The sequence below is a fragment of the Paenibacillus sp. GCM10027629 genome (assembly GCF_042676425.1).
Lineage (GTDB): Bacteria > Bacillota > Bacilli > Paenibacillales > Paenibacillaceae > Paenibacillus_K > Paenibacillus_K terrigena.
Genome location: NZ_JBHTGZ010000012.1, coordinates 247700 through 271286, shown reverse-complemented (window position 1 = coordinate 271286; position 23587 = coordinate 247700). Strand labels below are relative to the sequence as shown.

General features: G+C 46.6%; 21 protein-coding genes. 17 read left to right on the top strand and 4 right to left on the bottom strand.

Annotation, left to right across the window (positions count from 1 at the left end; genetic code table 11):
- The first annotated feature begins 67 nt into the window (after window positions 1-67).
- Window positions 68-844, top strand: coding sequence for a glycosyltransferase family 2 protein (locus ACFQZR_RS21895; RefSeq protein ID WP_379349874.1), 777 nt, complete (start codon window positions 68-70; stop codon window positions 842-844).
- Here ACFQZR_RS21895 and ACFQZR_RS21890 read toward each other — a convergent pair.
- A complete protein-coding gene (locus tag ACFQZR_RS21890) occupies window positions 801-1646 on the bottom strand; it encodes a chitosanase (protein ID WP_379349872.1) in 846 nt (281 codons plus the stop codon). The genes ACFQZR_RS21895 and ACFQZR_RS21890 overlap by 44 nt on opposite strands.
- Window positions 1647-2172: 526 nt before the next feature.
- Between ACFQZR_RS21890 and ACFQZR_RS21885 the strand changes: the two genes are divergently transcribed.
- From ACFQZR_RS21885 to ACFQZR_RS21860, 6 genes are all read left to right on the top strand, one after another.
- Entirely contained in the window at window positions 2173-3846 is a 1674-nt protein-coding gene (locus ACFQZR_RS21885) for an extracellular solute-binding protein (RefSeq protein WP_379349870.1), read from the top strand.
- Between the two features lie 63 nt (window positions 3847-3909).
- Complete coding sequence (locus ACFQZR_RS21880; RefSeq protein WP_379349868.1) at window positions 3910-4815, top strand: ABC transporter permease; 906 nt, start codon at window positions 3910-3912, stop codon at window positions 4813-4815.
- A 37-nt stretch (window positions 4816-4852) separates the two neighbouring features.
- On the top strand, window positions 4853-5737 hold the full coding sequence (locus tag ACFQZR_RS21875; protein ID WP_379349865.1) for a carbohydrate ABC transporter permease: 885 nt from the start codon (window positions 4853-4855) through the stop codon (window positions 5735-5737).
- Between the two features lie 48 nt (window positions 5738-5785).
- Window positions 5786-7519, top strand: a complete 1734-nt coding sequence (locus ACFQZR_RS21870) for a sensor histidine kinase (RefSeq protein ID WP_379350943.1) — start codon at window positions 5786-5788, stop codon at window positions 7517-7519.
- A 13-nt stretch (window positions 7520-7532) separates the two neighbouring features.
- Window positions 7533-9203 carry a response regulator gene (locus ACFQZR_RS21865; RefSeq protein WP_379349863.1) on the top strand — a complete coding sequence of 557 codons (1671 nt, stop codon included), beginning with the start codon at window positions 7533-7535 and terminating at the stop codon, window positions 9201-9203.
- 108 nt (window positions 9204-9311) lie between these two features.
- Window positions 9312-10592: a Gfo/Idh/MocA family protein gene (locus ACFQZR_RS21860; RefSeq protein ID WP_379349861.1), complete on the top strand. Its 1281-nt coding sequence runs from the start codon at window positions 9312-9314 to the stop codon at window positions 10590-10592.
- Window positions 10593-10650: 58 nt separating this feature from the next.
- Here ACFQZR_RS21860 and ACFQZR_RS21855 read toward each other — a convergent pair whose 3' ends face one another.
- A complete protein-coding gene (locus tag ACFQZR_RS21855) occupies window positions 10651-11214 on the bottom strand; it encodes a CGNR zinc finger domain-containing protein (protein WP_379349859.1) in 564 nt (187 codons plus the stop codon).
- 143 nt (window positions 11215-11357) lie between these two features.
- On the opposite strand from ACFQZR_RS21855, the gene ACFQZR_RS21850 reads away from it, so the two are divergent.
- Window positions 11358-11846 (top strand): DinB family protein, encoded by a 489-nt coding sequence (locus ACFQZR_RS21850; RefSeq protein WP_379349857.1) that lies wholly within the window; start codon window positions 11358-11360, stop codon window positions 11844-11846.
- A gap of 64 nt (window positions 11847-11910) precedes the next feature.
- Here the strand turns inward: ACFQZR_RS21850 and ACFQZR_RS21845 are convergent, their stop codons facing one another.
- Window positions 11911-12900 (bottom strand): LacI family DNA-binding transcriptional regulator, encoded by a 990-nt coding sequence (locus ACFQZR_RS21845; RefSeq protein WP_379349855.1) that lies wholly within the window; start codon window positions 12898-12900, stop codon window positions 11911-11913.
- Between the two features lie 227 nt (window positions 12901-13127).
- On the opposite strand from ACFQZR_RS21845, the gene ACFQZR_RS21840 reads away from it, so the two are divergent.
- The 6 genes from ACFQZR_RS21840 (at window position 13128) to ACFQZR_RS21815 (ending at window position 19111) form a co-directional block, all read left to right on the top strand.
- Window positions 13128-15737: a GH116 family glycosyl-hydrolase gene (locus tag ACFQZR_RS21840; RefSeq protein WP_379349853.1), complete on the top strand. Its 2610-nt coding sequence runs from the start codon at window positions 13128-13130 to the stop codon at window positions 15735-15737.
- A 171-nt stretch (window positions 15738-15908) separates the two neighbouring features.
- On the top strand, window positions 15909-16058 hold the full coding sequence (locus ACFQZR_RS21835) for a hypothetical protein (protein ID WP_018755874.1): 150 nt from the start codon (window positions 15909-15911) through the stop codon (window positions 16056-16058).
- A 22-nt stretch (window positions 16059-16080) separates the two neighbouring features.
- A complete protein-coding gene (locus tag ACFQZR_RS21830; protein WP_379349850.1) occupies window positions 16081-16413 on the top strand; it encodes a hypothetical protein in 333 nt (110 codons plus the stop codon).
- A 62-nt stretch (window positions 16414-16475) separates the two neighbouring features.
- Window positions 16476-17945: an ATP-binding protein gene (locus tag ACFQZR_RS21825; protein WP_379349848.1), complete on the top strand. Its 1470-nt coding sequence runs from the start codon at window positions 16476-16478 to the stop codon at window positions 17943-17945.
- A gap of 288 nt (window positions 17946-18233) precedes the next feature.
- On the top strand, window positions 18234-18677 hold the full coding sequence (locus ACFQZR_RS21820; RefSeq protein WP_379349845.1) for a helix-turn-helix domain-containing protein: 444 nt from the start codon (window positions 18234-18236) through the stop codon (window positions 18675-18677).
- 41 nt (window positions 18678-18718) lie between these two features.
- Entirely contained in the window at window positions 18719-19111 is a 393-nt protein-coding gene (locus ACFQZR_RS21815; RefSeq protein ID WP_018755870.1) for a hypothetical protein, read from the top strand.
- A gap of 82 nt (window positions 19112-19193) precedes the next feature.
- Here the strand turns inward: ACFQZR_RS21815 and ACFQZR_RS21810 are convergent, their stop codons facing one another.
- Entirely contained in the window at window positions 19194-19802 is a 609-nt protein-coding gene (locus ACFQZR_RS21810; protein ID WP_379349843.1) for an acetate uptake transporter, read from the bottom strand.
- A 217-nt stretch (window positions 19803-20019) separates the two neighbouring features.
- Here ACFQZR_RS21810 and ACFQZR_RS21805 point away from each other — a divergent pair, with 217 nt between their 5' ends.
- The 3 genes from ACFQZR_RS21805 (at window position 20020) to ACFQZR_RS21795 (ending at window position 23374) form a co-directional block, all read left to right on the top strand.
- On the top strand, window positions 20020-20877 hold the full coding sequence (locus tag ACFQZR_RS21805; protein ID WP_379349841.1) for a helix-turn-helix domain-containing protein: 858 nt from the start codon (window positions 20020-20022) through the stop codon (window positions 20875-20877).
- A gap of 163 nt (window positions 20878-21040) precedes the next feature.
- A complete protein-coding gene (locus ACFQZR_RS21800; RefSeq protein ID WP_379349839.1) occupies window positions 21041-22012 on the top strand; it encodes an N-acetylglucosamine kinase in 972 nt (323 codons plus the stop codon).
- Between the two features lie 36 nt (window positions 22013-22048).
- A complete protein-coding gene (locus ACFQZR_RS21795; protein WP_379349837.1) occupies window positions 22049-23374 on the top strand; it encodes a 6-phospho-beta-glucosidase in 1326 nt (441 codons plus the stop codon).
- Window positions 23375-23587: the final 213 nt, after the last annotated feature.

The window sequence follows — 23587 nt, the reverse complement described above, 5'->3', positions numbered from 1 at the left end:
ACTAATATAGTGACTCCTTGAAAGAAAAAAAGACGCTTTTCCATTACCCTGGAGGGAGGACCGCCAAGTGAAAACCCGAAGTGGTTATCAGTATAAAGGGAAGGGCATTTCTATTATTACCTGTACCAAACGCCCTCATCATATTCAGAACATATTCAAAAATTTCAATAGACAGAATTGGGTAAAGAAAGAACTGATCATTATCCTGAATAAAGATAGCTTGGATATTGAAGAGTATCGGGAAATGGCTCGGGATTATGACAATGTATCCGTATATCAATTGCCTGAAGACACCTCGCTAGGGGCATGTTTGAACTATGCGGTCCAAGAATCGAAGTATAATACGATTGCGAAGTTCGATGACGATGATTATTATGCGCCAAGCTACTTAACTGGCTCAATGCTGGCGATGAAAAAAAGCGGAGCCGACATTGTTGGCAAACGCGCATGTTATGCGTGGCTCAAAGGGAATCAGAAGCTGATCCTTCGGTTTCCTCAGTATGAACGTAAGTATGTATCGATCCTCCCGGGTGCGACGTTGGTCTTCAAGAAGAAAGTGTTCAAGAAGGTTCAGTTCCCGGATCGCAGCAATGGGGAAGATGATAAATTCTGTCGAGACAGCAGAGCACGGGGCTATCGTGTCTACTCTGCGAGCAAATATAACTTTGCAGCGATCCGAGAGAAAAATTCGATGGGGCATACGTGGGTGATTAGTGATCGAAAGTTATTATCAGCGGATGTCAAAGTGATTCAAGGTGTACGAAACTATAAAAAATACGTAACGAAGTATATTCCTAAGTCTACACTATCGTCTCGTGGTACTCGCTCGTATCAATCACGATAGGTGCGTTTAAGGCGTAATTGTTGCTTGCTGCGATGGATTTGAAGACATCGACGCGTCCTACTGATTGGGCCCATTCTTGCTGCGTTGAGCGGTTGGATGGGTTCTTCAGGTCTTCTCGACGTACATCGAGAAATTTGGCGAGCCACTTCTTCTCATCAATGCCTTGCTGAGGTGATCCACCTACAGCCGTATTGGTTCGCTTGATTAAAGCGGACAAGCTATCCGGATCGTTCCCGTCGCCATGCTGGATGATGGTGTCATAGAGCACCGCCATGGAGAGCGGAAGCTGCAGTCCTGCTGTGCTCGCATAGGAAGCGGAAGGACGATAATACCAATCATCGACCACTTCATCTTGAACGGCTCGGAATGTGGTGTCTTTGCCAAGGGATTTCCAAGCTTTATCAAATCCAGTCAATCGTGATACATCAGCTTGATTCCGAGTGCTGTTTAACCGTTTTAGTTCGGGCAGGTAAGTGGCGAGTTTATTCGAAGGGACGCGATTCGTGTACCGTTTAACGACTTCGTATGCATCTCCCGTGCCTGTCGTGAATCCAGCGCGGCCACAAGTAAAGCCTCGGCCATCATGCAGATTCTCGGCATAGCCATATTGAATAGTCGTGACCCCATTTTCGAATAAGCTGATCAATTTTTCGGCAAGTAACTTTTGTGTGGGCGTTAAGGTCGCGGAAGTGTCGGCCTCACTGTATATTTTTACTTTGGTGGGTGCTTCCTTGGGGGGTGAGTAGGACGTGCATCCCGTCATCAGCATGGCGATCATTACTGTTGTAAGAATTCGAATCATAGGTGTTCTCCTTTGTCACATCGTGATTTTGAGCTTGGGTTAGTATTCCATAAACACCAGAAATCATGAAGGAACTCTGCGTGTGCGCAGAAATTAAAGGTTTTGAGGAAATTCACTTATATAGGTCGTTGAGACTATAGCAGGAGGCTCTGGACAGGTAAGGATTATCGTTATGATAAGACCAGCCTGCTGGGGGTATCGAAAGGCCTAGTGCTAGTGCAGTGGTTTTTCTTTGAGCTAGAAGGCAAGATGTGAACAATAAGACGAGTGTAGGGTGTTCACATAGAACACCCTATTGTTGTGTATGTGCCATGAAGCCTGCCCTATTAACCGGATCCAAGGTTACGGGGTTGGCTTTTTTGCTTTCCTATGGAATGATATGGTGTGTGTCAAAAGGTGTATACGAAAGTAAAGACTAGTATATAGAAGATAGGCACGTATCTTTCTATACTAAAACTAAGAAGAGAGCATTGAGCTGATCACCTCAGCCAATCATCACTTTTCGAGATCACTAGGGAGGGTTCATATGAAAAGAAAAAGTAAAGCACTCTTGATCGTATTGTTCGTCCTCAGCATGGCATTAACGGCATGCGGCGGCACGAAAGAGGAAGCACAGAAGCCGGCAGAACCGGCGAAAGAGCAGACGCAAACAACGGAAACACCAAAAGAAAATGAAGTGATCGAAGTATCTACCGTTGCGCAGAGTGATCCGTATTTGAAATTCGACGAAGGCGAGAGCTTCGACAAGAACGCCGTCTATGATCAGTACGAAAAAGATATTGGTGTGAAGATTACGAATAAATGGGTGGCAGACGTCACGCAATTCAAAGAAAAATTGAAAATGACGATCGCATCCAACGATATTCCGGATCTTATGCTTGTTGAAGCGACACAGCTCAAAGAGCTGACAGAAGCAGACATGATCATGGATATCACAGATGTATACGACAAGAATGCAACGGACGATACGAAGAAGTTCCTGACGATGGACGGCGGCATGCAGATGAAGACCGCGACGATCGACGGAAAATTGATGGGAATTCCGAGCTCCTACAATCCGTACAATTTCCAATACTTGTACGTACGCACAGACTGGCTGAAGAAGTTGAATCTGCCAGAGCCGAAGACGATGCAAGACGTGCTTACGATCGCTGAAGCCTTCAAGACGAAAGACCCAGGCGGCACTGGCAAGCCTTACGGTATCGCCGTCAGCAAGGAACCATTCAAAATCGATACAGGTGTAACGGGTCTTCGCGCATTCCTTAACGGTTACCACGCTTATGAAAATCTATGGATGGAAGATGCGAGCGGCAATCTCGTGAACAGTGACATCCAGCCGCAAGTGAAGGATGCGCTCAAAGCGCTTCAAGATATGTTCAAGAAAGGTTTAATCGATCCTGAATTCGCCGTTAAAGATACCGAAAAAGAAGCAGAGCTTCTTTACAACAACAATGTAGGTCTTGTATTTGGTGCATCCTGGACGCCTGCACAGCTGGTGAAGGGCGCGGTCAAAGATGGTAAAGTCGTGCAAGAGTGGGGCGCATACCCAATCCCATCCGCGGATGGTAAACCGACACTGAATCAAATTGGCTTAGGTGTGGATCAGTATTATGTTATTTCCAAGCAAGCGAAGCACCCAGAAGGCGTAATTCGATTGCTGAACGAATGGATCGTAGTGGATAATACGATGAATCCGACAGATGACCAAAAAACCATTTTGTTTGGTAAAGACAAAAAAGAAAAAGGCAGCAACTACTGGCTGCTTAGCCCACTACGCGTTGGTAAACAGCTGGATAACAACGGCGAGATTCTGCCGAAAGCGATTGGGACGAAAGATCCTAGCCTTCTTCAAACTGCAGATCAGAAGGGTCGTTATGAACGTGCGATGAAATTTATCGATGGCAGCGATATCAATATGTGGTGGGAACCTCTGATTTCGGGTCCGAACGGCGCAGTATCGCATAACCCGAAAATCCTGCAAAACAAAGAGTACCTGCAAAACAAATTCTACGGCGCACCTACGCCTACGATGGCGGATCGCCAAGAAATTTTGCTGAAGAAACGTGATGAAATCTACTTCAAAATCATTATGAACCAAGTGTCCGTTGATGAATTCGATAAGTTCGTCGGCGAATGGAAGAAGCTTGGCGGCGATGACATTACCAAAGAAGTGAACGAGTGGTACGCAAGCCACAAATAATCATATGAAGGTTGAGGGGTTGAATCATAACAACCCCTCTTTTAATACAGCGAGGTGAAATTCATGAATGTATTGACACGAATGTGGAAGCGGGAGTGGCCTCTTCATATGATGCTGCTGCCAGGATTAATCTTGGTATTAATCTTCTGTTATTACCCGATGGCTGGCATTATGATGGCTTTTCAAAAGTATATCCCGAATAAAGGTTTGTTCGGATCACCCTTTATTGGGATGAAGAACTTTCAATTGTTAATCGAATACCCCGACATCGGACGGGTCTTTCTGAACACGATTTATATTGCGGTTATGAAAATTATTGCCGGATTGATTGTGCCTATCACGATAGCGATTCTGCTAAATGAGCTGCGGAAAGAATGGGTCAAGCGGACGTTCCAGACGCTCGTATACTTGCCACACTTTCTATCTTGGGTTCTATTAAGCGGTATTTTGGTTGATATTCTTTCCCCATCCTCCGGTATTCTGAATCAATTCCTTAGCATATTTGGGATCAAGCCGATCTTCTTCTTAGGTGATAATGCCTGGTTCCCTTATGTGATGGTTATATCGGATGTATGGAAGGAGTTCGGGTTCGGGACGATCGTCTACCTGGCTGCACTAACTGGCATTAATCCATCGCTCTATGAAGCAGCTGAGATCGATGGGGCGGGGCGATTCAAGCAGATATTGAACGTCACACTGCCAGGGATGATGCCCATCATTATCCTGATGCTCACACTCAATATCGGTAATGTACTAAATGCTGGCTTTGAGCAAATCTTCAACCTGTACAGTCCGCCGGTCTATGAAAGTGCGGATATTATCGATACGTTCGTCTACCGTATGGGGGTCCAACAAGCACAATTTGGATTCGCAACCGCGGTGGGGCTGCTTAAATCCATCGTATCCTTTATCTTCATTTCGGTTTCTTATGTCTTAGCCTATCGGATAGCGAATTACCGCATCTTCTAAGACACTCGTCCGGTAATTCAGAAAGGAGAGACACATCATGCATCATAACAAGTCATGGTCCAGAAAGCTATTTCTTGTATGCAATTTTATCTTTTTGGCATTCGTATCCTTTTTATGTCTTATGCCAATTATTCATATTCTAGCGATCTCATTCAGCTCCGGACAGGCGGCATCAGCCGGTAAAGTCCTACTCTGGCCGGTTGAATTTACAACCGCTGCCTACCAGAACGTATTCGGAAAGCCGGAATATCTACGTGCATTTTGGATCTCAATCCAGCGGGTCTTTCTAGGGACATCGATCAGTATGGCGCTCACGATTATTACAGCGTATCCATTGTCCAAAGATTCCAGGCAGTTCCGGCTGCGTACATTTTACGCATGGGTATTCGTATTTACGATTCTATTCAGCGGAGGACTCATTCCGACGTATACGACGATTAAGTCTCTCGGCATGATCGATACGATTTGGGCGCTGGTTCTACCAGGAGCTGTTGCCGTATTCAACGTCATTTTGCTCCTCAATTTCTACCGCAGTCTGCCGAAGGAACTTGAGGAATCTTCGCGAATTGACGGCGCAGGACATTTCAAGACGTTATGGAAAATCTATGTCCCGTTGTCATTACCTGCACTCGCAACGACAGGCTTGTTCACGATGGTAGGTCATTGGAACAGCTGGTTTGACGGGATGCTCTACATGAATCATACGGAGAATTATCCGTTGCAGACCTTCTTGCAGACGGTCATTGTTAAATTAGATTTCCGTTTCATTAAGGCGGAAAATATCGAATTGGCGCTCAAAGTGTCAGATCGCACGAGCCGGGCAGCACAGATTTTCGTCGCAGCATTCCCGATTCTCATCGTATATCCTTTCATGCAGCGATTCTTCATTAAAGGAATTGTGATGGGGAGTGTCAAAGAATAGTATTGCAGAATGTTTTCGCTACGATACTATTAGAGGAGAGAACAGATGTTGAAGAGCAAATTTATGTTACAGGACTCCTCCATATTCAAGAAAATGTTGGCTGCCTTTTTGGCGGCCTTGTTGCCTCTTATGATCATTACGTGGATGATCAATGAGCGGGGTTCGGATAATATCCGGGCCGAGATCTCTTCTTCGATTTTGAATACGACGCGGTTCTATATGGATTCGCTCGATAAGGAAGCAGATCGCATTAGTCGATATTTGCCGAATTATGTCATGGACAAAGACTTAATGGAAATTGCGACAACAGGCACAGCGATGAGTTATTATGAACGAGCTAAGATGGTGCTTGATATTCAGCGTCGCTTGGATCTGATGAAAAATTCGAGTCCGTTCATTCGAGAAGCAAGGGCCTATGTCCCTTTAATCGACCGTACGATATTGAGTCTGAACTTCGAGACGGCCATGGATCAGCAGGAATACAAGGCGATGCAGCAAAGCGAGAAGAAGTATGAGGAGCCGTTCATCTATTGGAAGGAACGGTTGTTCATCACGATGCAATACCCAAGTAGCTTCGCGAGGAATCCGATCTATCTCGTTGGGGTGGAGCTATCGACGAATAAGATTCGCGAGACGCTCGAGCAGATTGGGAGCTCGCGAGGCGGACAGACGGTCCTGATGAATTTGGATCGCGGATGGGAAATTTCCGGGGCGCATGATCCGAAGCTGCTTGCCGAGATGAGGGCATACGCCAAAGAACTAGAGCGTTCGAATGCACAAGAAGGTTATGTGACCTTGCATGTCGATGGGGAACGCTATTTAACCGTCTATAAATATTCAGAGCTCTGGCATTCGTATTCCATTACGAGCATTCCGGAAGAGAATGTGCTAGGCCCATTGCAGAAGTACCGATTGTTGTTTTGGGGCGCTTGTGCGCTCGCCGTATGTATTGTGTTCTTCTTTTCTTATTTTCTATTAAGACTTATCTATCGGCCATTAATGAAGTTGGTCCAATCCTTCCGCCGCGTGCAGCAGAACAGGCTGGAGCCTATTCCGATTGATCGCGGGCAGGATGAGTTCGGCTATTTGTACCAAGCGTTTAATGATACGGTACAATCACTCAAGACATTAATTGAGGAAAACTATGAGCAGCAAATTCGCAATCAGCGCTCCGAGCTGAAACGATTGCAATCGCAGATCAATCCTCATTTCTTATATAATTGTTTCTTCGTCTTATGCCGTCTGATCAAGTCCGAGCATCAGAAGGAGAAAGCTTATCAATTCTGTTTGCATATCGGGCAGTATTTTCAATTTATTACGCGCAATGACGAGGATGACATCCCGCTGGAGCTTGAAGTGAATCATTCTCGCACCTATGTGGAGATGCAGACCATTTGTTATGGGGACCGCATTCAAGTCACCTTTGAAGGGGAGGTACCGAATACTTTGGTACCGCGGCTAATTTTGCAGCCTATTATCGAAAATGCCTATAAGCATGCGCTTGGGAATATGGTCCAGCAAGGTGAACTATGGGTTCATATGGAACGCAGCGGTAATGATTTTACGTTATACGTCGAAGATAATGGCAAGGGAATTACCGATGAAGTGATTGAACAGCTAAATCTTCGGCTTCGGCAATCTTCTAATCGGATGGAAGAGACGACAGGACTCATAAATGTCCATCGAAGAATACAATTGCGTTATGGAGCAGAGTATGGCATTACAACGTCGCGTTCTGAGCTAGGCGGACTGCAAGTCAAAATCAATCTGAGTGTAGACTAGAGGGGGAACTCGCATGTACCGATTGCTAATCGTGGATGATATTCCGATTATTGTGGATGGACTGCTCGAATTATTCGAACATACGGAGCATTTGAAACTCGAGCTATTAAAAGCCTATTCCGGTGAAGAGGCGCTGGAAGTCATGCGGCAGCAACGCGTTGATATTGTTATTTCGGATATTAAGATGCCTGGCCTGGAAGGGATTGAATTATTGCAAGAGATTAAGGCGGAGTGGCCGGACTGCAAGGTTATTTTTCTAACAGGCTACAATGATTTTCATTATGCGAGAAGCGCGATTACTTACGGCGGCTTCGAGTATATATTGAAGGTTGAGAGCGATGAGAAGATTATCGAATCGGTCGAGCGCGCGATTACAACCTTAGAGGCCGAATATAGTCAGCAGCAAATTATTGCAAAGGCTCAGACCAAGATGCGGCAAGCTTTACCGTCTCTTCAGAAAGATTATTTGTGGAGTCTTTTCCAAGGAAAGCAAGTTACGTCTAGTCAGCTAGAACGTGCATTCAAGGAAATTGATATTCCGCTGGATGCAAGCTTGCCTGTGTTCATCCTGATTGGCAGGGTAGATGCGTGGAGAGAAATGTTCACGACACCGGATAAAGCACTTCTGACTTACGCATTTCAGAATATTTGCGACGAATATTTATCAGCGCAAGTACGAAGCTTCTCCTTCGTATATGATTTGTCGAGAATCGTCTGGTTAATTCAGCCTCTGAGAAGTGAGCCGAGTGTGAACGAATTGCAGGCGTTGGATTGGGGGCGTGCATATCGCTATACTAGCGGGATCCTGGAGACGATACAAGGAACTTGTAAGCGATTGCTTAGTCTCCCGGTGTCATTCGTGCTCGGAAGTGAGCCCACACGCTGGGAGAACGTGTCCGATCGATTCCATTCCATCAAATTTGGGCTGGCGCACGGACATGGATTGTCTAGTGAAGTCATTCTGACGGATATTGACATGCAATCCGAAGAAGAAGAGAACGATAAAGCAGGAGCATACCATGATTGCTTCTATCATTCTCGTATTCAATTGCTCATGACCTGTGTAGAGAACAATCATCGGGAACCGTTCAATAAGCTATATGTTGAACTGACTTCGATCTGGAATGATCCAAAGACCTCGCATGAGCGGAAGTCGGAGTTGTACCATTCCCTGTCTGCCGTGTTCTTGTTCTACATCCACAAGAATCGGGAGTTCCGAGATTATGTCAATACAGTGCTGGATTTGGATCGTCTATTTCAGCCGAAAGATGCGTCATCCTGGCCGGATATGATTCAATATTTCTGGCAGCTCGCAGACTATTTGTTCGAATGGAATACGATGCGAGGCACCCAATTGCCGACGGAAGTCGTTAATAAGGTCCACCGCTATATCGAAGAGAACATTTCGACGGATATTTCTCTGAATGCGCTCGCCGATTATGTCGGGCTAAATCCATCGTATTTGTCCAGGCTGTATAAGCAGATAACGGGAATCGGTCTCTCTAAATACATTAACGATTATAGAAACTTAATTGCCCAGGAAATGCTGCTGAAATCGTCGATGAAGGTGGGCGAAATTGCAACCGCGCTAGGCTATAACTCAGCGTTGGCCTTTATCCGATTCTTCAAGAAGCAGAATGAGGTGACACCGCAAGAATACCGCATTGTGCGTTCGAGCACCTAGTCCTTCAGGTCAATAATTGTATATGAAATGTCAGTAACGATCTCTTTCCTGAACCAAGGGTCTGCGCTTAATATGAAAGTCAGAGGGTGAACTTGAGGGGGAAATGACTTGAAAACATTAACAGCGGTACTACTTGGCGCAGGAAGTCGAGGGCGCTATATTTATGGACCTTATGCAGAAAAATTTCCGAATGAACTGAAAATCGTCGCGGTCGCAGAGCCTGATGATGAGCGCAGGAATAATTTCGCGGCAATTCATGAGATTGCACCAGATCAAGTATATGATTCGTGGGAGAAAGCTTTTGAGAAAGGACGAATTGCAGACGTAATGATCATTAGTACACTCGATCGGATGCATTTCGTACCGGCGATGAAGGCGATGGAACTTGGCTATCATGTCCTATTGGAGAAGCCGATGTCTCCTTCGCAGGATGAATGCATTGCGCTCGAGCAGGCTTCGCTTAAGCATCAACGTCTGCTGATCGTAAGCCATGTACTTCGTTATACGCCGTTCTGGACAGGCATTAAGAAATGCATCGATCAGGGTGAGCTCGGAACCGTCGCGACCATTCAATTGACGGAGAATGTTGGATATCGTCATATGACGCATAGCTATGTTCGCGGGAACTGGCGGAATTCCGAAGAGACGAGTCCGATGATTCTCGCGAAATCATGCCATGACCTGGATATTATTTCTTGGTTAATGGGACAGGAATGTACGAGTGTGAGCTCCTATGGCTCGCTTCTGCATTTCCGGCCGGAGAATGCGCCGGTAGGCTCCACGGATCGCTGCATTAGCGGCTGTGAAGTCGAGAAGGAGTGCGCGTTCTCGGCACTTAAGATGTATATTGATCCACCGCATCATCCATGGGCGCGGTACATGACGAGTGACCTATCGCAAGAAGGGATTCTAAGGGCGCTGCATGAAGGTCCGTTCGGACGCTGCGTGTATCGCTGTGACAACAATGTGGTGGACCACCAGATTGTGAACATGGAGTTCACGAATGGCGCCAACGCGTCCTTCATCATGTCAGGCTTGACCGAAGGTGGTTCCCGCAGGGTACAGATCATGGGGACGCACGGCGAGATTATCGGCGATATGGATTCAGGTATCTATACGTTGTACCGTTACCTGACGGGCGAGAAGCTGGAGATTAACTGCAACACGAGCGGCGACGGACACGGCGGCGGCGACGAACGCCTCGTTAGTTCCTTCCTGCGTGAAGTGAGACGCTTCGACCATAATCCATCGTATGGATTGACTTCCGCGACAGCCTCGCTGCAGAGCCATCTGATAGCATTCGCCTCTGAGCAATCCAGATTGAACGGCGGACAACCGATGAAGCTCGCTGATATGGTAGCGAATCAACAGGTTACGAGTGGCGTGTAGAATAACAAGAAGAGGGCTGTTCCTAAGCGGAATAGCCCTCTTTGTTGCTTCTCAAACCTTAATCACGTGCTTGCTCCACTTTCTTCTTTGCACGAAATCGCCGCACTTTCATCAGATTCCCACACATCTTGTCATCGCAATACCGTTTGGTACGATTCCGCGTATCATCATAGAACACCCATAGGCAATCCGGGTTGTCGCAGATTCGGATGCGATCGCTAGCACCTTCGATGATGTTGCGGGCGAAATCCGTCGCAATCTCCGCCATGACTTGCTGCCAATCGGACCGGTTGGGAAGTGATGCAAGGCGTAAGCCGTCTGCATCACGTAGCAATCTGCGCGTATTATCACCTTGAGCTAGAACCTTATTTAGAAGATCAAGATTCTCCTCTGTCATGGAACCGCCCTGTGATAGACGAAGCGTGATGTGATGCAATTGCGTTCGAAAGTGCTGCAGCATAAGGATATCCTCCTCATGGGCTGGTATGGGGGCTGATAAGCCGTAAGTATCCAGATAACGTGTCTGCCAGGTGGGCAGTAGAAGCCGGTCTTCAGAGCGGCCGCTCCCGCGCCAATCATGCCACTGGCTATTCAAAAAGTCTGACCATAACGAATGATTCATAAGTGCCTCCTGCAATCAATGTAACTAATAAATTGAATTTAGATAGTTACAAATTTCGAATGGTTATGGTATATTCTAATTGCATTGTAACGTGTTAATTTGAGTTTTGCTAGTTACACTTTATGCTGGGAGGATGATGTTTCGTGCAGCAGAATCGTGTTCAGAGCTTGGTATGGCAATGGGATCATATCTGGGAGAAGGAAGAGTGGATCGCTCCTGTATCTACAGTGCTTGAAGGGATACCCGCTGCTGCCGCAGCATGGACTCCGCAAGGTGGAGGGAACTCCATTTGGGAGACACTGAATCATATGAATTACCACAACGAGCGGAGATGGCTTCGTCTTACCGGGCAAGAAGTAGGGCCGAAGAACATTTCCAATGAGGAGACATTTAGAGGCCATATCGATCCGGAGGATGAGGAAGGATGGCAGGCGGTGGTAACGAAAGCCAGAACCATCTCAGCGGGAATTCGTGAAGCACTTGGACAATTAACGGAAGAACAACTGGATGCACCTTATGGTTCAACAAGCTTAACATTAAGTCAAGAATTACTGAACTGGATCATGCATGATGCTTATCATGCAGGTCAAATCGTATTGATTCGGAAACAGCTAGGCGTATGGCGCCAATAAGTACGACAAGCATGCAATAAAGCTCAGATTCCTTCCGTGTGAAGGGATCTGAGCTTTCGTCTTGTTACAGTGAGCTGCGTTCCATAATTTGATGAGCGACCAGCGTACGCAATGGAATGTCTTCCCCTTGAATACGGCGAATGAGAGATTCCGCTAGACTTCTTCCAATCTCCTCGACCTGATAGTCAACGGTCGTGAGCGGTGGATCGATGTAATTTAGCATATCAATATTATCGAATCCCATGACACCCACCTCGCCAGGAACACCTACGTTGGAATCCTTCAACGACTTTAATACCTCCAGTGCGAATACGTCGCTCGTGCATAAAATAGCCGTTCGACTACGTGTTTCCTGCAGTTCCGTATGTATTGCCGTCATATAGTCTTTCTCAGTGATGACCGTATAGCTGACACTAGGTAATTGTAGAAGAGCAGCCTGAAACCCGAGATAGAGCTGTTCGGGTACATGGATATTTTCTTCTCCTTTGAATCGCAGCGGAGGACTCACATAAATGATATGCTGATAGCCTTTCGCAGCAATATGGCGGACTGCTTCTTGGATAGCCGCTTGATCGTCGATCCATACGTGGGGAAATTGTTCAGACAGCTCATTCCCGAAGGTGAGGATAGGCGTACGCGTCTTGTGCAGCAGGGATTCGAATGCTGTTCCCGCATTGATGGGATTCAGGGCAATCCCGTCCACTCTTCGGTCGATCAGATTATGTATATACTCAATCTCAACGTCCTTGTCCTTATGGGATAAGACAAGGTAGACGAAATACCCGTGCTGTCTTGCAACTTCTTCAAAGGCATGGAACAGCTGGGCGAAAATCCGATTATGGACATCGAACATGACGATACCCAGTGTTCGGGTTTCGCCTTTTACCAGACTTTGACCGAGATAGTCAGGACGATATCCGAGCTCTTCAGCTGCCCTCAGAATTTTCTCCCGTGTCGCTGGTTTGATGCCGGGGCGATTGTTAAGGGCACGATCTACGGTGCCTCGCGTAACGCCGCATATTTCGGCAATATGTTTGCTGGTTATCTTTTGCATTTGCTATTCTCCGGTCCTCTCAAGATTATGGATTTATCGTATCTCAATTCGTGAGTTTGGTCAATTTGTGCACGTGAACGTATATACCATGTGAACGATTTCAGGATTCAAAAAGTATGGTTTACAACCGAAATAAGTATTGCTACAATTAACCCGTGCACGTGAACGAAAAATAGATCATTTCAATTGTTGGATTTGGATTCAACCTACAAAGGAGATCGAAACCTATGAGCAGATTCACCTATCAAGGCGAGCAAGCGAAGGAAATATCGTTCCCACTCGGTGGTATTGGATCAGGCAGTTTAGGGTTATCAGGAAGTGGACGATTGATTGACTGGGAGCTTTATAACCGTCCGAACAAGCAAAGTGATAACTATTTTAGTCATTTTGCGATCAAAACGGAGGCAGACGGTGAACTGCTGGATGCTCGTGTCTTGCATGGTGATCTGCCGCCAGGACATATGGGCAATATTCGTTATCGCCACCATGGCGGATATGGGTTCGGACCCAATCGCTCAACACTTGCTGGCGTTCCGCATTTTGAATCCCTGACCTTTCAGGGGAAATTCCCGATTGCGAAGCTTGCTTTTGCTGATCCGAAGTTCCCAGGCAGCGTAAGCATGACGGCATTCAATCCCTTCATTCCGCTCAATGATAAGGATTCGAGTATTCCGAGTGCGTTCTTTGATATTGAGATCACCAATACCACAGAACGAGTGCTAGATTATACGATTTGTTTCACGGTTTCGAATCCATTCCTAGATGAGCAGCGGGTAAGCCGATATGCGCATATCCAGAATTTCCATATGATCAAGCTAACTTCAACGGGCCTCGCAGCGAATGATCCGAAATATGGCGATATGACGATGGCGACGGATTGCGAAGATGCCAGCTACCAGGAATACTGGTATCGAGGCGATTGGTTCGATAATTTGGAGATGTATTGGAATGACTTAACGACGGTAGGTAAATTCAAGAATCGCTCTTATGACGCAGCACAATCGAAAGCGGTTCCAGAACAAACGGATCATAGTACACTCGCAGCGCATATTCAGCTGTCCCCGGGGGAGAAACGTAGTGTGCGGTTCGTGCTCAGCTGGAGCTTCCCGAATGTTGTGAACGATTGGAACCCACAACCATGTCCATGTGCAGCGGGGAACTGTGATCCATTGGTCCATAATGCATGGACGAACTATTATGCGACGCTATTCCCGAATTCCAGCGCGAGTGCCACGTACGCTTTGCAGCACTGGGATCGATTGTACAAGGAGACGTTACTGTTCAAAGAAGCACTATTCACATCTACGCTGCCGCCTGCGGTACTGGATGCTGTCTCTGCGAATATTTCCATCCTGAAGTCGCCGACCTGTCTGCGATTAACCGATGGATCATTTTATGGCTGGGAAGGATGTCTACCGGATCAAGGATCATGTGAAGGCTCTTGTACGCATGTCTGGAATTACGCCTATGCGCTGCCATTCTTGTTCCCTGCGTTGGAACGGTCGATGCGAGATTTAGACTTCCGCTATAATCAGCGAGAAGACGGACGGATGTCATTTCGTTTGCAGCTGCCCATCGGGAGAGCGGCGAATAATTACCGGGCATGTGCAGATGGACAATTCGGCGGCGTCATGAAGACCTATCGCGATTGGAAGATTTGCGGTGATACGGAATGGCTGAAGCGGAATTGGCAAGCCGTGAAGAAGTCGATCGAATATGCCTGGGCGGATACGAATGAGGATCGCTGGGATGCGAATAAAGACGGCGTGCTCGAAGGAAGACAGCATCATACGTTAGATATGGAGTTGTTCGGACCAAACGCCTGGTTGAATGGCTTCTATCTCGGTGCGCTGAAGGCCGGAGTAGAAATGGCTGAAGCACTGGGAGAGATAGATACAGCTAGCGAATATCGTGCGCTATTTAATCGAGGAAAAGTTTGGACGGATGAGCATTTATATAATGGTTCTTACTATCATCAAATTGTGGATGTCACGGATCCATCGATCCTAGCTTCGTATGATGCTAGTGCGATGAAGCATTATTGGAATGCGGAGAAGCAGGAAATGAAGTATCAAATCGTTGATGGATGCGGCGTGGATCAAGTTGTCGCACAATGGCATGCCAATCTAAGCGGTCTTGGTGAAATTTTCGATCCGGAGCAGACGAGATCTGCGCTTCAAGCCATTTACAAGCATAATTTCAAGAAGAGCATGCAGAACGTATTTAATCCTTGTCGAATCTATAGTTTGAATGATGAAGCGGGTGTCATGATCTGTGACTGGCCGGAAGGGACGCAGAAGCCTGCTGTACCGCTCACCTATGCGCAAGAGACGATGAACGGGTTTGAATATCAGGTTGCGATTCATATGATTCAAGAAGGGCTCGTGAATGAAGGGCTGGAGATTGTTGAAGCCATTCGGGATCGATTTGACGGATACAAACGCAACCCATGGAACGAATACGAATGCGGAAGCAACTATGCTCGGTCTATGGCGAGCTACGCGTTAATCCCGACATTAAGCGGATTCGAATACAATATGGTGCAGGGGATGATTGGGTTCAATCCTGTCTCGCAAGAGGCGGAATTCCAATGTTTCTGGTCACTTGATTCAGGTTGGGGCATATTCCGTAAGTCTGCAGCAGGCGCATCCTTATGTGTCTTGTATGGGGAACTGACGCTATCCACGTTGCGTTTGCCTTTCCTGGAAGGCGGTCAGATCGAATCGATCCTGCTGGGTGACGAGGCATTAAGTTATCATATCGAGGCTGGAGCTATTTCGTTTCCAGAGCAAGTGACGATTGATTCCGGGAAGGCTATTGAACTAAGAACAGTATAAATTTTTTGCAATATTGAGGTAATAGGACTGCGAGGACTGCGAGTTTTCGCAGTTTTTTTGTGTTATACGGGATCCATGGTTCGTTACGGATGATCTGCCATCCAATGGGTAGAATAAGGATGTTCGAAAACGGGGAAGACATACTGCCTAAGGTGAAAGGAAGGGTGCAAGGTGAAAGACGAAGAGAAAGACATGATGACGAAGCCCTACTATGCAAAAATGAAGAAGAACTCCGTGTTCCGCAATCGGATTATTATTCCTTATCTTGTGCTTATAGCCGTATTTATTGTGGCTTGTATTTATTATTCCATGAAGTCATAACAGGATAAATAGGAGGCTGGCGATGGAAAAGCATAAATATTATGTGTCTGTACAATCCAACTCGATTGTTAGAGAACAGGGTGCAACGCCGTATGAATTTGAGATCTATGCATCGCAGGAGGAAGTGGACCAATTACAGCATCTGCTGGAGATGAAAATGAACTGGGATGATCGGGCGTATTTCCGCGCACATATTCCGGGTTATCCTTATCATGTTGATCCAGAGAATGATGCATATGACCATTATCTAACCCAGGTGTATAAGCAAATTTATCAATGCGGTACGGATGAGACGAAGCAAGCGATGCAAGAGATGCGAATACTCGACCAATTGCAGGATATCGGGGACACGTAGAAGGTTGCTATTGAATGTAATAGGGAGTGGATGTAAAATTGGGTTAGTCTGGAATTAATCGGATGAATTACGTTACTTACTATCAATCATTCGAGAGGGGATTTCAAGTGTGTCTTGAGCAGATTCATTCGCATGGTGTGGCATATGAGCAAGCGATCATTGGGATGGCTTATGTATCTGAGAAAGGGGATTTTCTCCATGCGAATCACTCTTTATGCAGCATGCTGGGTTACAATATCGATGAATTAAGAAGATTGACAGCTCAAGAGATTACATACTCGGATGATCGTGACGAAGTAAGAATGTTGATTCAAGCCATGATGGACCAATCGTTTGAGAAGAAAGAGCTACCTACCCGCCTCTTACATCGGAAGGGCCATATTCTCTATATGATCATGCACGTCACTCGGCTTCGAGAGGAACATGGCGAGATTTCAACATTTTTGATCCAATTTCAGATCCGGACGGAGGAACAGATACTCTCGCAACGTATGAACGACAACGAAGAAGCATTGGAAGAGCTGCTTGAGGCTCTGCCGCTCGCAGTTCTTATTACTCGCAGCGGTTCAGTTCACTATGCGAATCCAGCAGGCCTTAGGCTGATTGGAGCATCACATCTAGGAGAAGTATTGGGAATATCGACAACGCAGCTCGTGGATGCCTCCTATCACCGTGAGCTTGAAGCGAGAAGGCAACGTTATCGAAATTATCAACGCATCGGCGCAACTCGTTACCGCATACACTGTCTTACCGGTGAGTTTAAAGACGTTGAAGGGGTGTCCGTATCCTTCCAATATCGGGGTTCACGAGCCGTACTTGGGATTTTCGCCGATATTACAGAACGCAAGAGGGAAGAAGAATACCTGGCTCAATCGGAGAAGCTTGCTGTCGTCGGACAGCTCGCAGCGGGCATTGCACATGAAATCCGTAATCCATTAACCTCGATCAATGGGTTCATGAAGTTGTTCCAGACAGGACGTACGACAGAAATGCGGTATTTCGAGATTATGGAGTCCGAATTGAAGCGTATTGAGAGTATCATCAACGAACTTCTTATCCTAGCTAGACCCAATCAAGCACATCTTCACCATTTGAATATTGTTGCGATCCTGGATCATGTGATGTCGTTAATGAATGGACAAGCTATTCTGAAGAACGTTGAGATTCAGGGACATTTTGACCAGAAGCCGATCTGGGTATCTGGCGATTCGAATCAATTGAAGCAGGTATTGATCAATCTAGTGAAGAATGCGATAAATGCGATGCAGGACGGGGGAAATGTATATGTATCTTCAGTTGTATATGGACAAGAAGTACATATCATCATCCGAGATGAAGGATGCGGGATGACAGCAGAGCAACTGGAGCAGATCGGGCAGCCTTTCTATTCCACGAAGGAAACAGGTACCGGTCTTGGACTTATGATTAGCTATAATATTATTAGGAATCATGGTGGGAGCATTACTGCATCTAGCGAGCTGAATCAAGGGACGTCCTTTGAGATCGTTCTCCCATTGATGATGGAAGATTAAGAACCAATCGCAGGGCTATCGCGGTTGGTTTTTTTCACGAACCCGCCTAACCAAATCGAACACCTCCTCTTCATGCCATTACCTATTGCAATACAACCTATACCTTCACAGCTGATAACGGGTTTTATTCGTTGCTGACTTGGCAGAATTTATCGTTGTAACTTGTCCTTATTTATACGATACTGGTAGTGGTGAAAAATGAGCCTTGACCGGCTGTCATTCTATTTTTCTCGCATCAAGTGAAGTTTTGTTGAAGGAATGATGAGCATGACAAATGAAGCGATATCAATGCGGAAGTTACGACAATGGCGTCGCATTCAGGGTGTATGCGCACAATGTGGCGAGCATCGAAGTGAACGGTATTTATGCATGCGCTGTGAAGAGCGAAGGAATAAGAATCGCCAAGGGATTGAAGAGCAGCGGGCTAGCATGGGGCAATGTATCAAATGTGGCCGTCCCCTGCAAGGGCGGGAGACCTGTGAGCACTGTTTCAAGAAGTATCCGCTTCGTAAATTAAAACGATGGCAAATTGGCAATGAACGGTTATATCAGGCCATTGAGGCGTCGAAGATTTCTATACCGGAACTTGCACAGGCGCTTAATTTGAAGACGAGAACCGTTGAACGGTGGGTGTTCGAAGGTATTACACCCAAACGTGAGAACGCCGATAAGGTCGCAGGGTATTTCAATCAATCTGTAAGTCGTTTCTTTCGAGATTATACAGAGCAATAATAGGATCGTACCAATATCATAGAAACAGAGAGATGAGAGCGATGATTCAAGGACAAACTTCCGTGCTCAATTGGGGTGATCTGCTCCAACAGTACAGAACATTAATTTACATTATATTGGAGAAAAAGAACGAATCTGACGTAAGCCACGTAACGGTGACGGAACTGAGTAAGGTGCTCCGACTGTCGCCAGCAGATATTTCTTCTCGAATTAAGAAGTGTATTAGCTTTGGGATCCTCGAAGCTGCTGAGCCGACCGGATTTCGGGTGCTCCAAGCGGATCTTCAGTGTACACCGTTCGGATATATGGCGCAGCTGCTTAAGGTAATTCAGCAGTTACCGGAATCGTCCTTCGAACAGCAAGCGGAAGCCTTGCGAATTTCGGTCAAAGAGCTGGAAGCTGTCTATGGCTATTTTCTCTATTTACTTCTGTAAATCATGCTTGAATATTAAGAAAAGCTATGAATTTCAACCCTCGTTGAGATTCATAGCTTTTTGTCATGATCGTGATCTGATCTTATTTTTTGAAGATTTTGAATGGTTGTCCAACGGGTAGGAATGTACGTCCGAAGTGGACATTGAGCACGGCTGCGGCAGAGCCGTAGAAGGAGAAGATCGCAATGCAGAACTCAGCGATGGCAGCGATCTTGTGCATCACATGCGAAGCAATGCCGAATGCATCGAATGTAAGTCCTAAGAATAAGAAATCAATCAGGACGAAGATGGTAAAGAGGACTTTATGCGTCTCCATCGCACCGATCGTCATGTAGAGCGAGAAGATCAGGTAGCCAAGAAAGGCAAATCCAAGCTGTTTGCCGTCCGCTTGCGAGGCGATGATCTCACCGAATGCGCCCATTTTGAACAGCCAAGAGAGTGCAACAGAGAACCAGAAGAAAGCGAATCCGCCAAATGCGGTAGCACCGAACGTATTGTTCTTCTTGGCATCATGTATGCAGGCGAAGAGCTGTGCGAAGGCTCCGAGGAAAATCGCCCATGGAATGATGAGGGATAGACCGTCGGTCCATCCGAGTTTTTGGCTGGATGCGACCAGGGTAACCATCGCAAGGCCAAACAGTCCGAGTGCGCTCGGATCCGCTGTAGTCATTTTGACTTGTTGTGTTTGCATGATGAATCGAAATGCTCCTTTTATTCAGGTAATAGTATCGGTTGTCTGACGAACCTTCGTCAAGACGACCTTTCTATTCTACATGATTTCATCGTAAAGGGAAGTTGAAAATGTATCTATTTGATGGATGAAGATATTGGAAATGAAAGTCCATGAAATATGATATACTCAGAGGTAGTATGGCGAATGTAACGTAGTTAGAAAGGAAGGATGGCTTATGCACAAACTTCATTCATCGATTCAGAGCGACACGATTGACCTACCGCCGTCATTTCCCATTCTCATTTCTCAAAGTCAGGGCATTTCGCCATTGTTTCAACGACTACACCTGCATAACGAATTAGAGATCAATCTCATCGTACGCGGTTCTGGATATTACATTATCGACGGGAACAAATATACCTTCACGCAAGGCGATATCATTCTAATTAATTCCAATGAGCTGCATCGCGCCTTCGAGACCGAAGATCTGACGATGATGGTCATCATGTTCGATCCTTCCTGGTTAGCCATCGAGCAGCGTTATGACCCCGAGCTTCTTGCACCATTTCGCGAGATTGGTACGCGTTTCTCGAATCTGCTCGATGCGGACAACCCGGTGATTGAAGAGCTTCGGCGTATTCTCAATGGTATGGAGGAAGAGTATTACAAGCAATTACCTTCCTATGTATCGATCATACGGGCACATCTGATTCGATTTCTGGCTTCCATTCATCGGTCCTTCGCGCTGCAGGAACTACCGAAGCATGCCGCCAAATTGCAAGGGATTGAGACGATTCGGAAGGTTGTCGAACAGATGGAACATCACATTGCTGAGCCTTGGAGCTTGCAGCAGCTGGCGGAGCTGGCTCATCTGAGTCCATCTCGGTTCAGCTACTTGTTCTGTCAGATTGTAGGCACTTCGCCAATGGATTACTTGATTCAGCTTCGCCTAGGGGCAGCCGTACATCTCTTGGAGACATCCGAGTACAAAATCATTGATATTTGTACGCGCTGCGGCTTCCGTAACTTATCGAATTTCAATCGGTTGTTTCGTCATTATATGGGTAGATCACCTTCGGAGCTGCGTAAGTAGCTCCGTTTTTTGTGCGGAAGCATCACTTTGTGTGGTGTAATGACAGTAAGATAGTATCAGTCGATAATCGGTTTGCAGTAGCAGGTTTACGCGAGATCGTGTACCTTTACAATATAGATTAAATAAGCAATCGTTCAGTCATGAATGTCAGGAGGGCGCTAGGGTGAGAAGATTTCTAGGCGTAGATGCGGGAGGGACCAAGGTCCATGCGCTCATCGTCGATGGGCAAGGGCAAGTGCTCGGGCAAGGTATCGTGTTCGGGAATGGGAATCATCAGACCGGCAAGCAAGAAGCGGAGGATAATATTCGTTCCGCTTGTGAACAAGCATTAGTCACTGCATGTCTTCAGAGAGAAGATATTGATTTTGCGTTCTTCGGACTTGCAGGTGCGGATCGGGCACCGGACTTTGAAATTCTAAATCCAATGATTGCTGCCCTAAAGTTTAAGCGCTATAAGATTGTGTGTGATACGATGATCGCTATGCGCGCTGGTACAAGAGATGCGTCGGGCGTCGTCATCATTAGCGGAACGGGTTCCAATTGTGCGGCTCGCAATAAAGATGGCGCTGAGCTCGATTATGGCGGCTTCGGATATATGTTCGGCGATGGTCACGGCTCAGGCACAGATCTAGCGATTCATGCTTTTCGCGCTGTGGTACGGGCTTGGGATGAACGCGGACCTGCTACCATGCTAACAGAACTGGTCTTGAAACATACCAGCAGCATGAGCGTTGAGGAGATATTCGAAGATATTCTCTACGGACGCAAGTCACTGCCGCTGGACTTAGGGAAGCTTGTCTTTGAAGCTGCGGCAGCGGGCGATGCCTTAAGTATCCGTATTCTAGAGCAAGAAGGCACAGAGTTCGGTAATGCGGCGAATGCGCTCATTCGAAGAATGAACATGCAAGAGGATGTATTCGATGTCGTTCTCGGCGGTAGCGTATTCTCGAAGAGCACAAGTCGGCATATGATTGATGCGATTGAACGTGAAGTGAAGCGGGTTGCTCCACATACGAATTTCGTTCGCGTTGAGATGGACCCCGTCGTAGGTGCAGTCATGAGTGCAATGGATTGCGCGAGTCATCACATCAATGATGCTGTCTATAACCAACTACATCAAATTAAATTTCTATAATAGAATCAAGCGGATGCGCGAAGGAGGATGTTTTTCATGAGTAATCCAAAAGAAGGCTTAAAAGTTGCAGTCATTGGTGGAGGTTCTTCGTATACACCGGAGATCGTCGAGGGATTTATCCAGAAGTACAATGAGATGCCGATTCGGGAACTATGGCTCGTTGATATTGAGGAAGGCAAGCATAAGCTTGAAATCGTAGGTGAGCTAGCGAAGCGGATGGTGAAAAAAGCAGGGATTCCAACGGAAGTGCATCTGACGCTAGATCGGCGTGAAGCGATCAAAGATGCCGATTTCGTCACGACCCAAATTCGCGTAGGTCTGCTGGAAGCGCGGAAGCGCGATGAGCATATTCCGATCAAATACGGCGTGATTGGGCAAGAGACAACGGGTCCCGGGGGCATGATGAAGGCGCTACGTACCGTACCTGTCATTCTAGACATTTGCCGTGATATCGAAGAGCTGGCACCGAATGCATGGATGCTCAATTTCACGAATCCGGCAGGGATTGTAACCGAAGCGGTAGCGAAGTATTCGAAGGTCAAATCCATTGGACTATGCAACTCGCCGATTAACTTCCAGAAGTTCCTTGCGAAGCAATACGGTGTGAAGCAAGATGAGACGATGCCTGAGTTCGTAGGGATCAACCATTTGCACTGGGTAACAGCTGCTTACGTCAACGGTGAAGATAAGCTGGATGAGCTCATTGACGGCGGCAAGGAATATACAGCTTCGAACGTGACCGCTATGGATTGGGATTATGATTTCCTGAGCTCCTTACGCGCGATCCCGACTTACTATCTTCGTTATTTCTACATGATGAACGAAATGTTCGCAGATATGAAGGAATCGCTTGAGAAAAATGGTACGCGCGCAGAGGTTGTCAGCCGCGTCGAAGCGGAATTGTTTGAGCTGTACAAGGATGAGAACTTGCAAGAAAAGCCGAAGCAGCTGGAACAGCGCGGCGGCGCATACTATTCGGAGGCAGCGGTGAACCTCATGTATTCTTTGCATAATAACGTACAGGATATTCAGACGGTGAACGTGCAGAATGGCAATATCTATGATTTCTTGCCAGCGGATGCGAGTATTGAAGTGAACTGCGTAATCACGGGACACGGCCCGATTCCTCTACCGCCGCAGCGTGTGCCAAGTCATATCAAGGGACTGCTCAAAGCGGTGAAGACGTATGAGGAGGTAACCATTGAAGCAGCGATTACAGGGGACCGCGGTCTGGCGCTTCAAGCTCTTGTACACCACCCGCTTGTTCCTTCCGTATCGGTTGCGAATGACATGTTGAACGAAATGCTCGAAGCGAACCGCAAGTATTTGCCGAATTTCTTCAAGGAAGAGGCGAAGGCCTAAACTTCATCTATCTTTACTAGTAAGTCTCTGCCTCGTGCAGAGACTTTATTTTTTTCGGGGTCTCCGCAAAGTACCTGAATCTACTCCGCAGCCATAGCCTCACTTTGTGGGGTGAGTAGGAAATGTGCAGATAGACACTGGATACTATCAGTTTCATTTTGATAGAGATGAACATATGATATCGTAGCACACCAGAGTAAAGGGGACGATTCG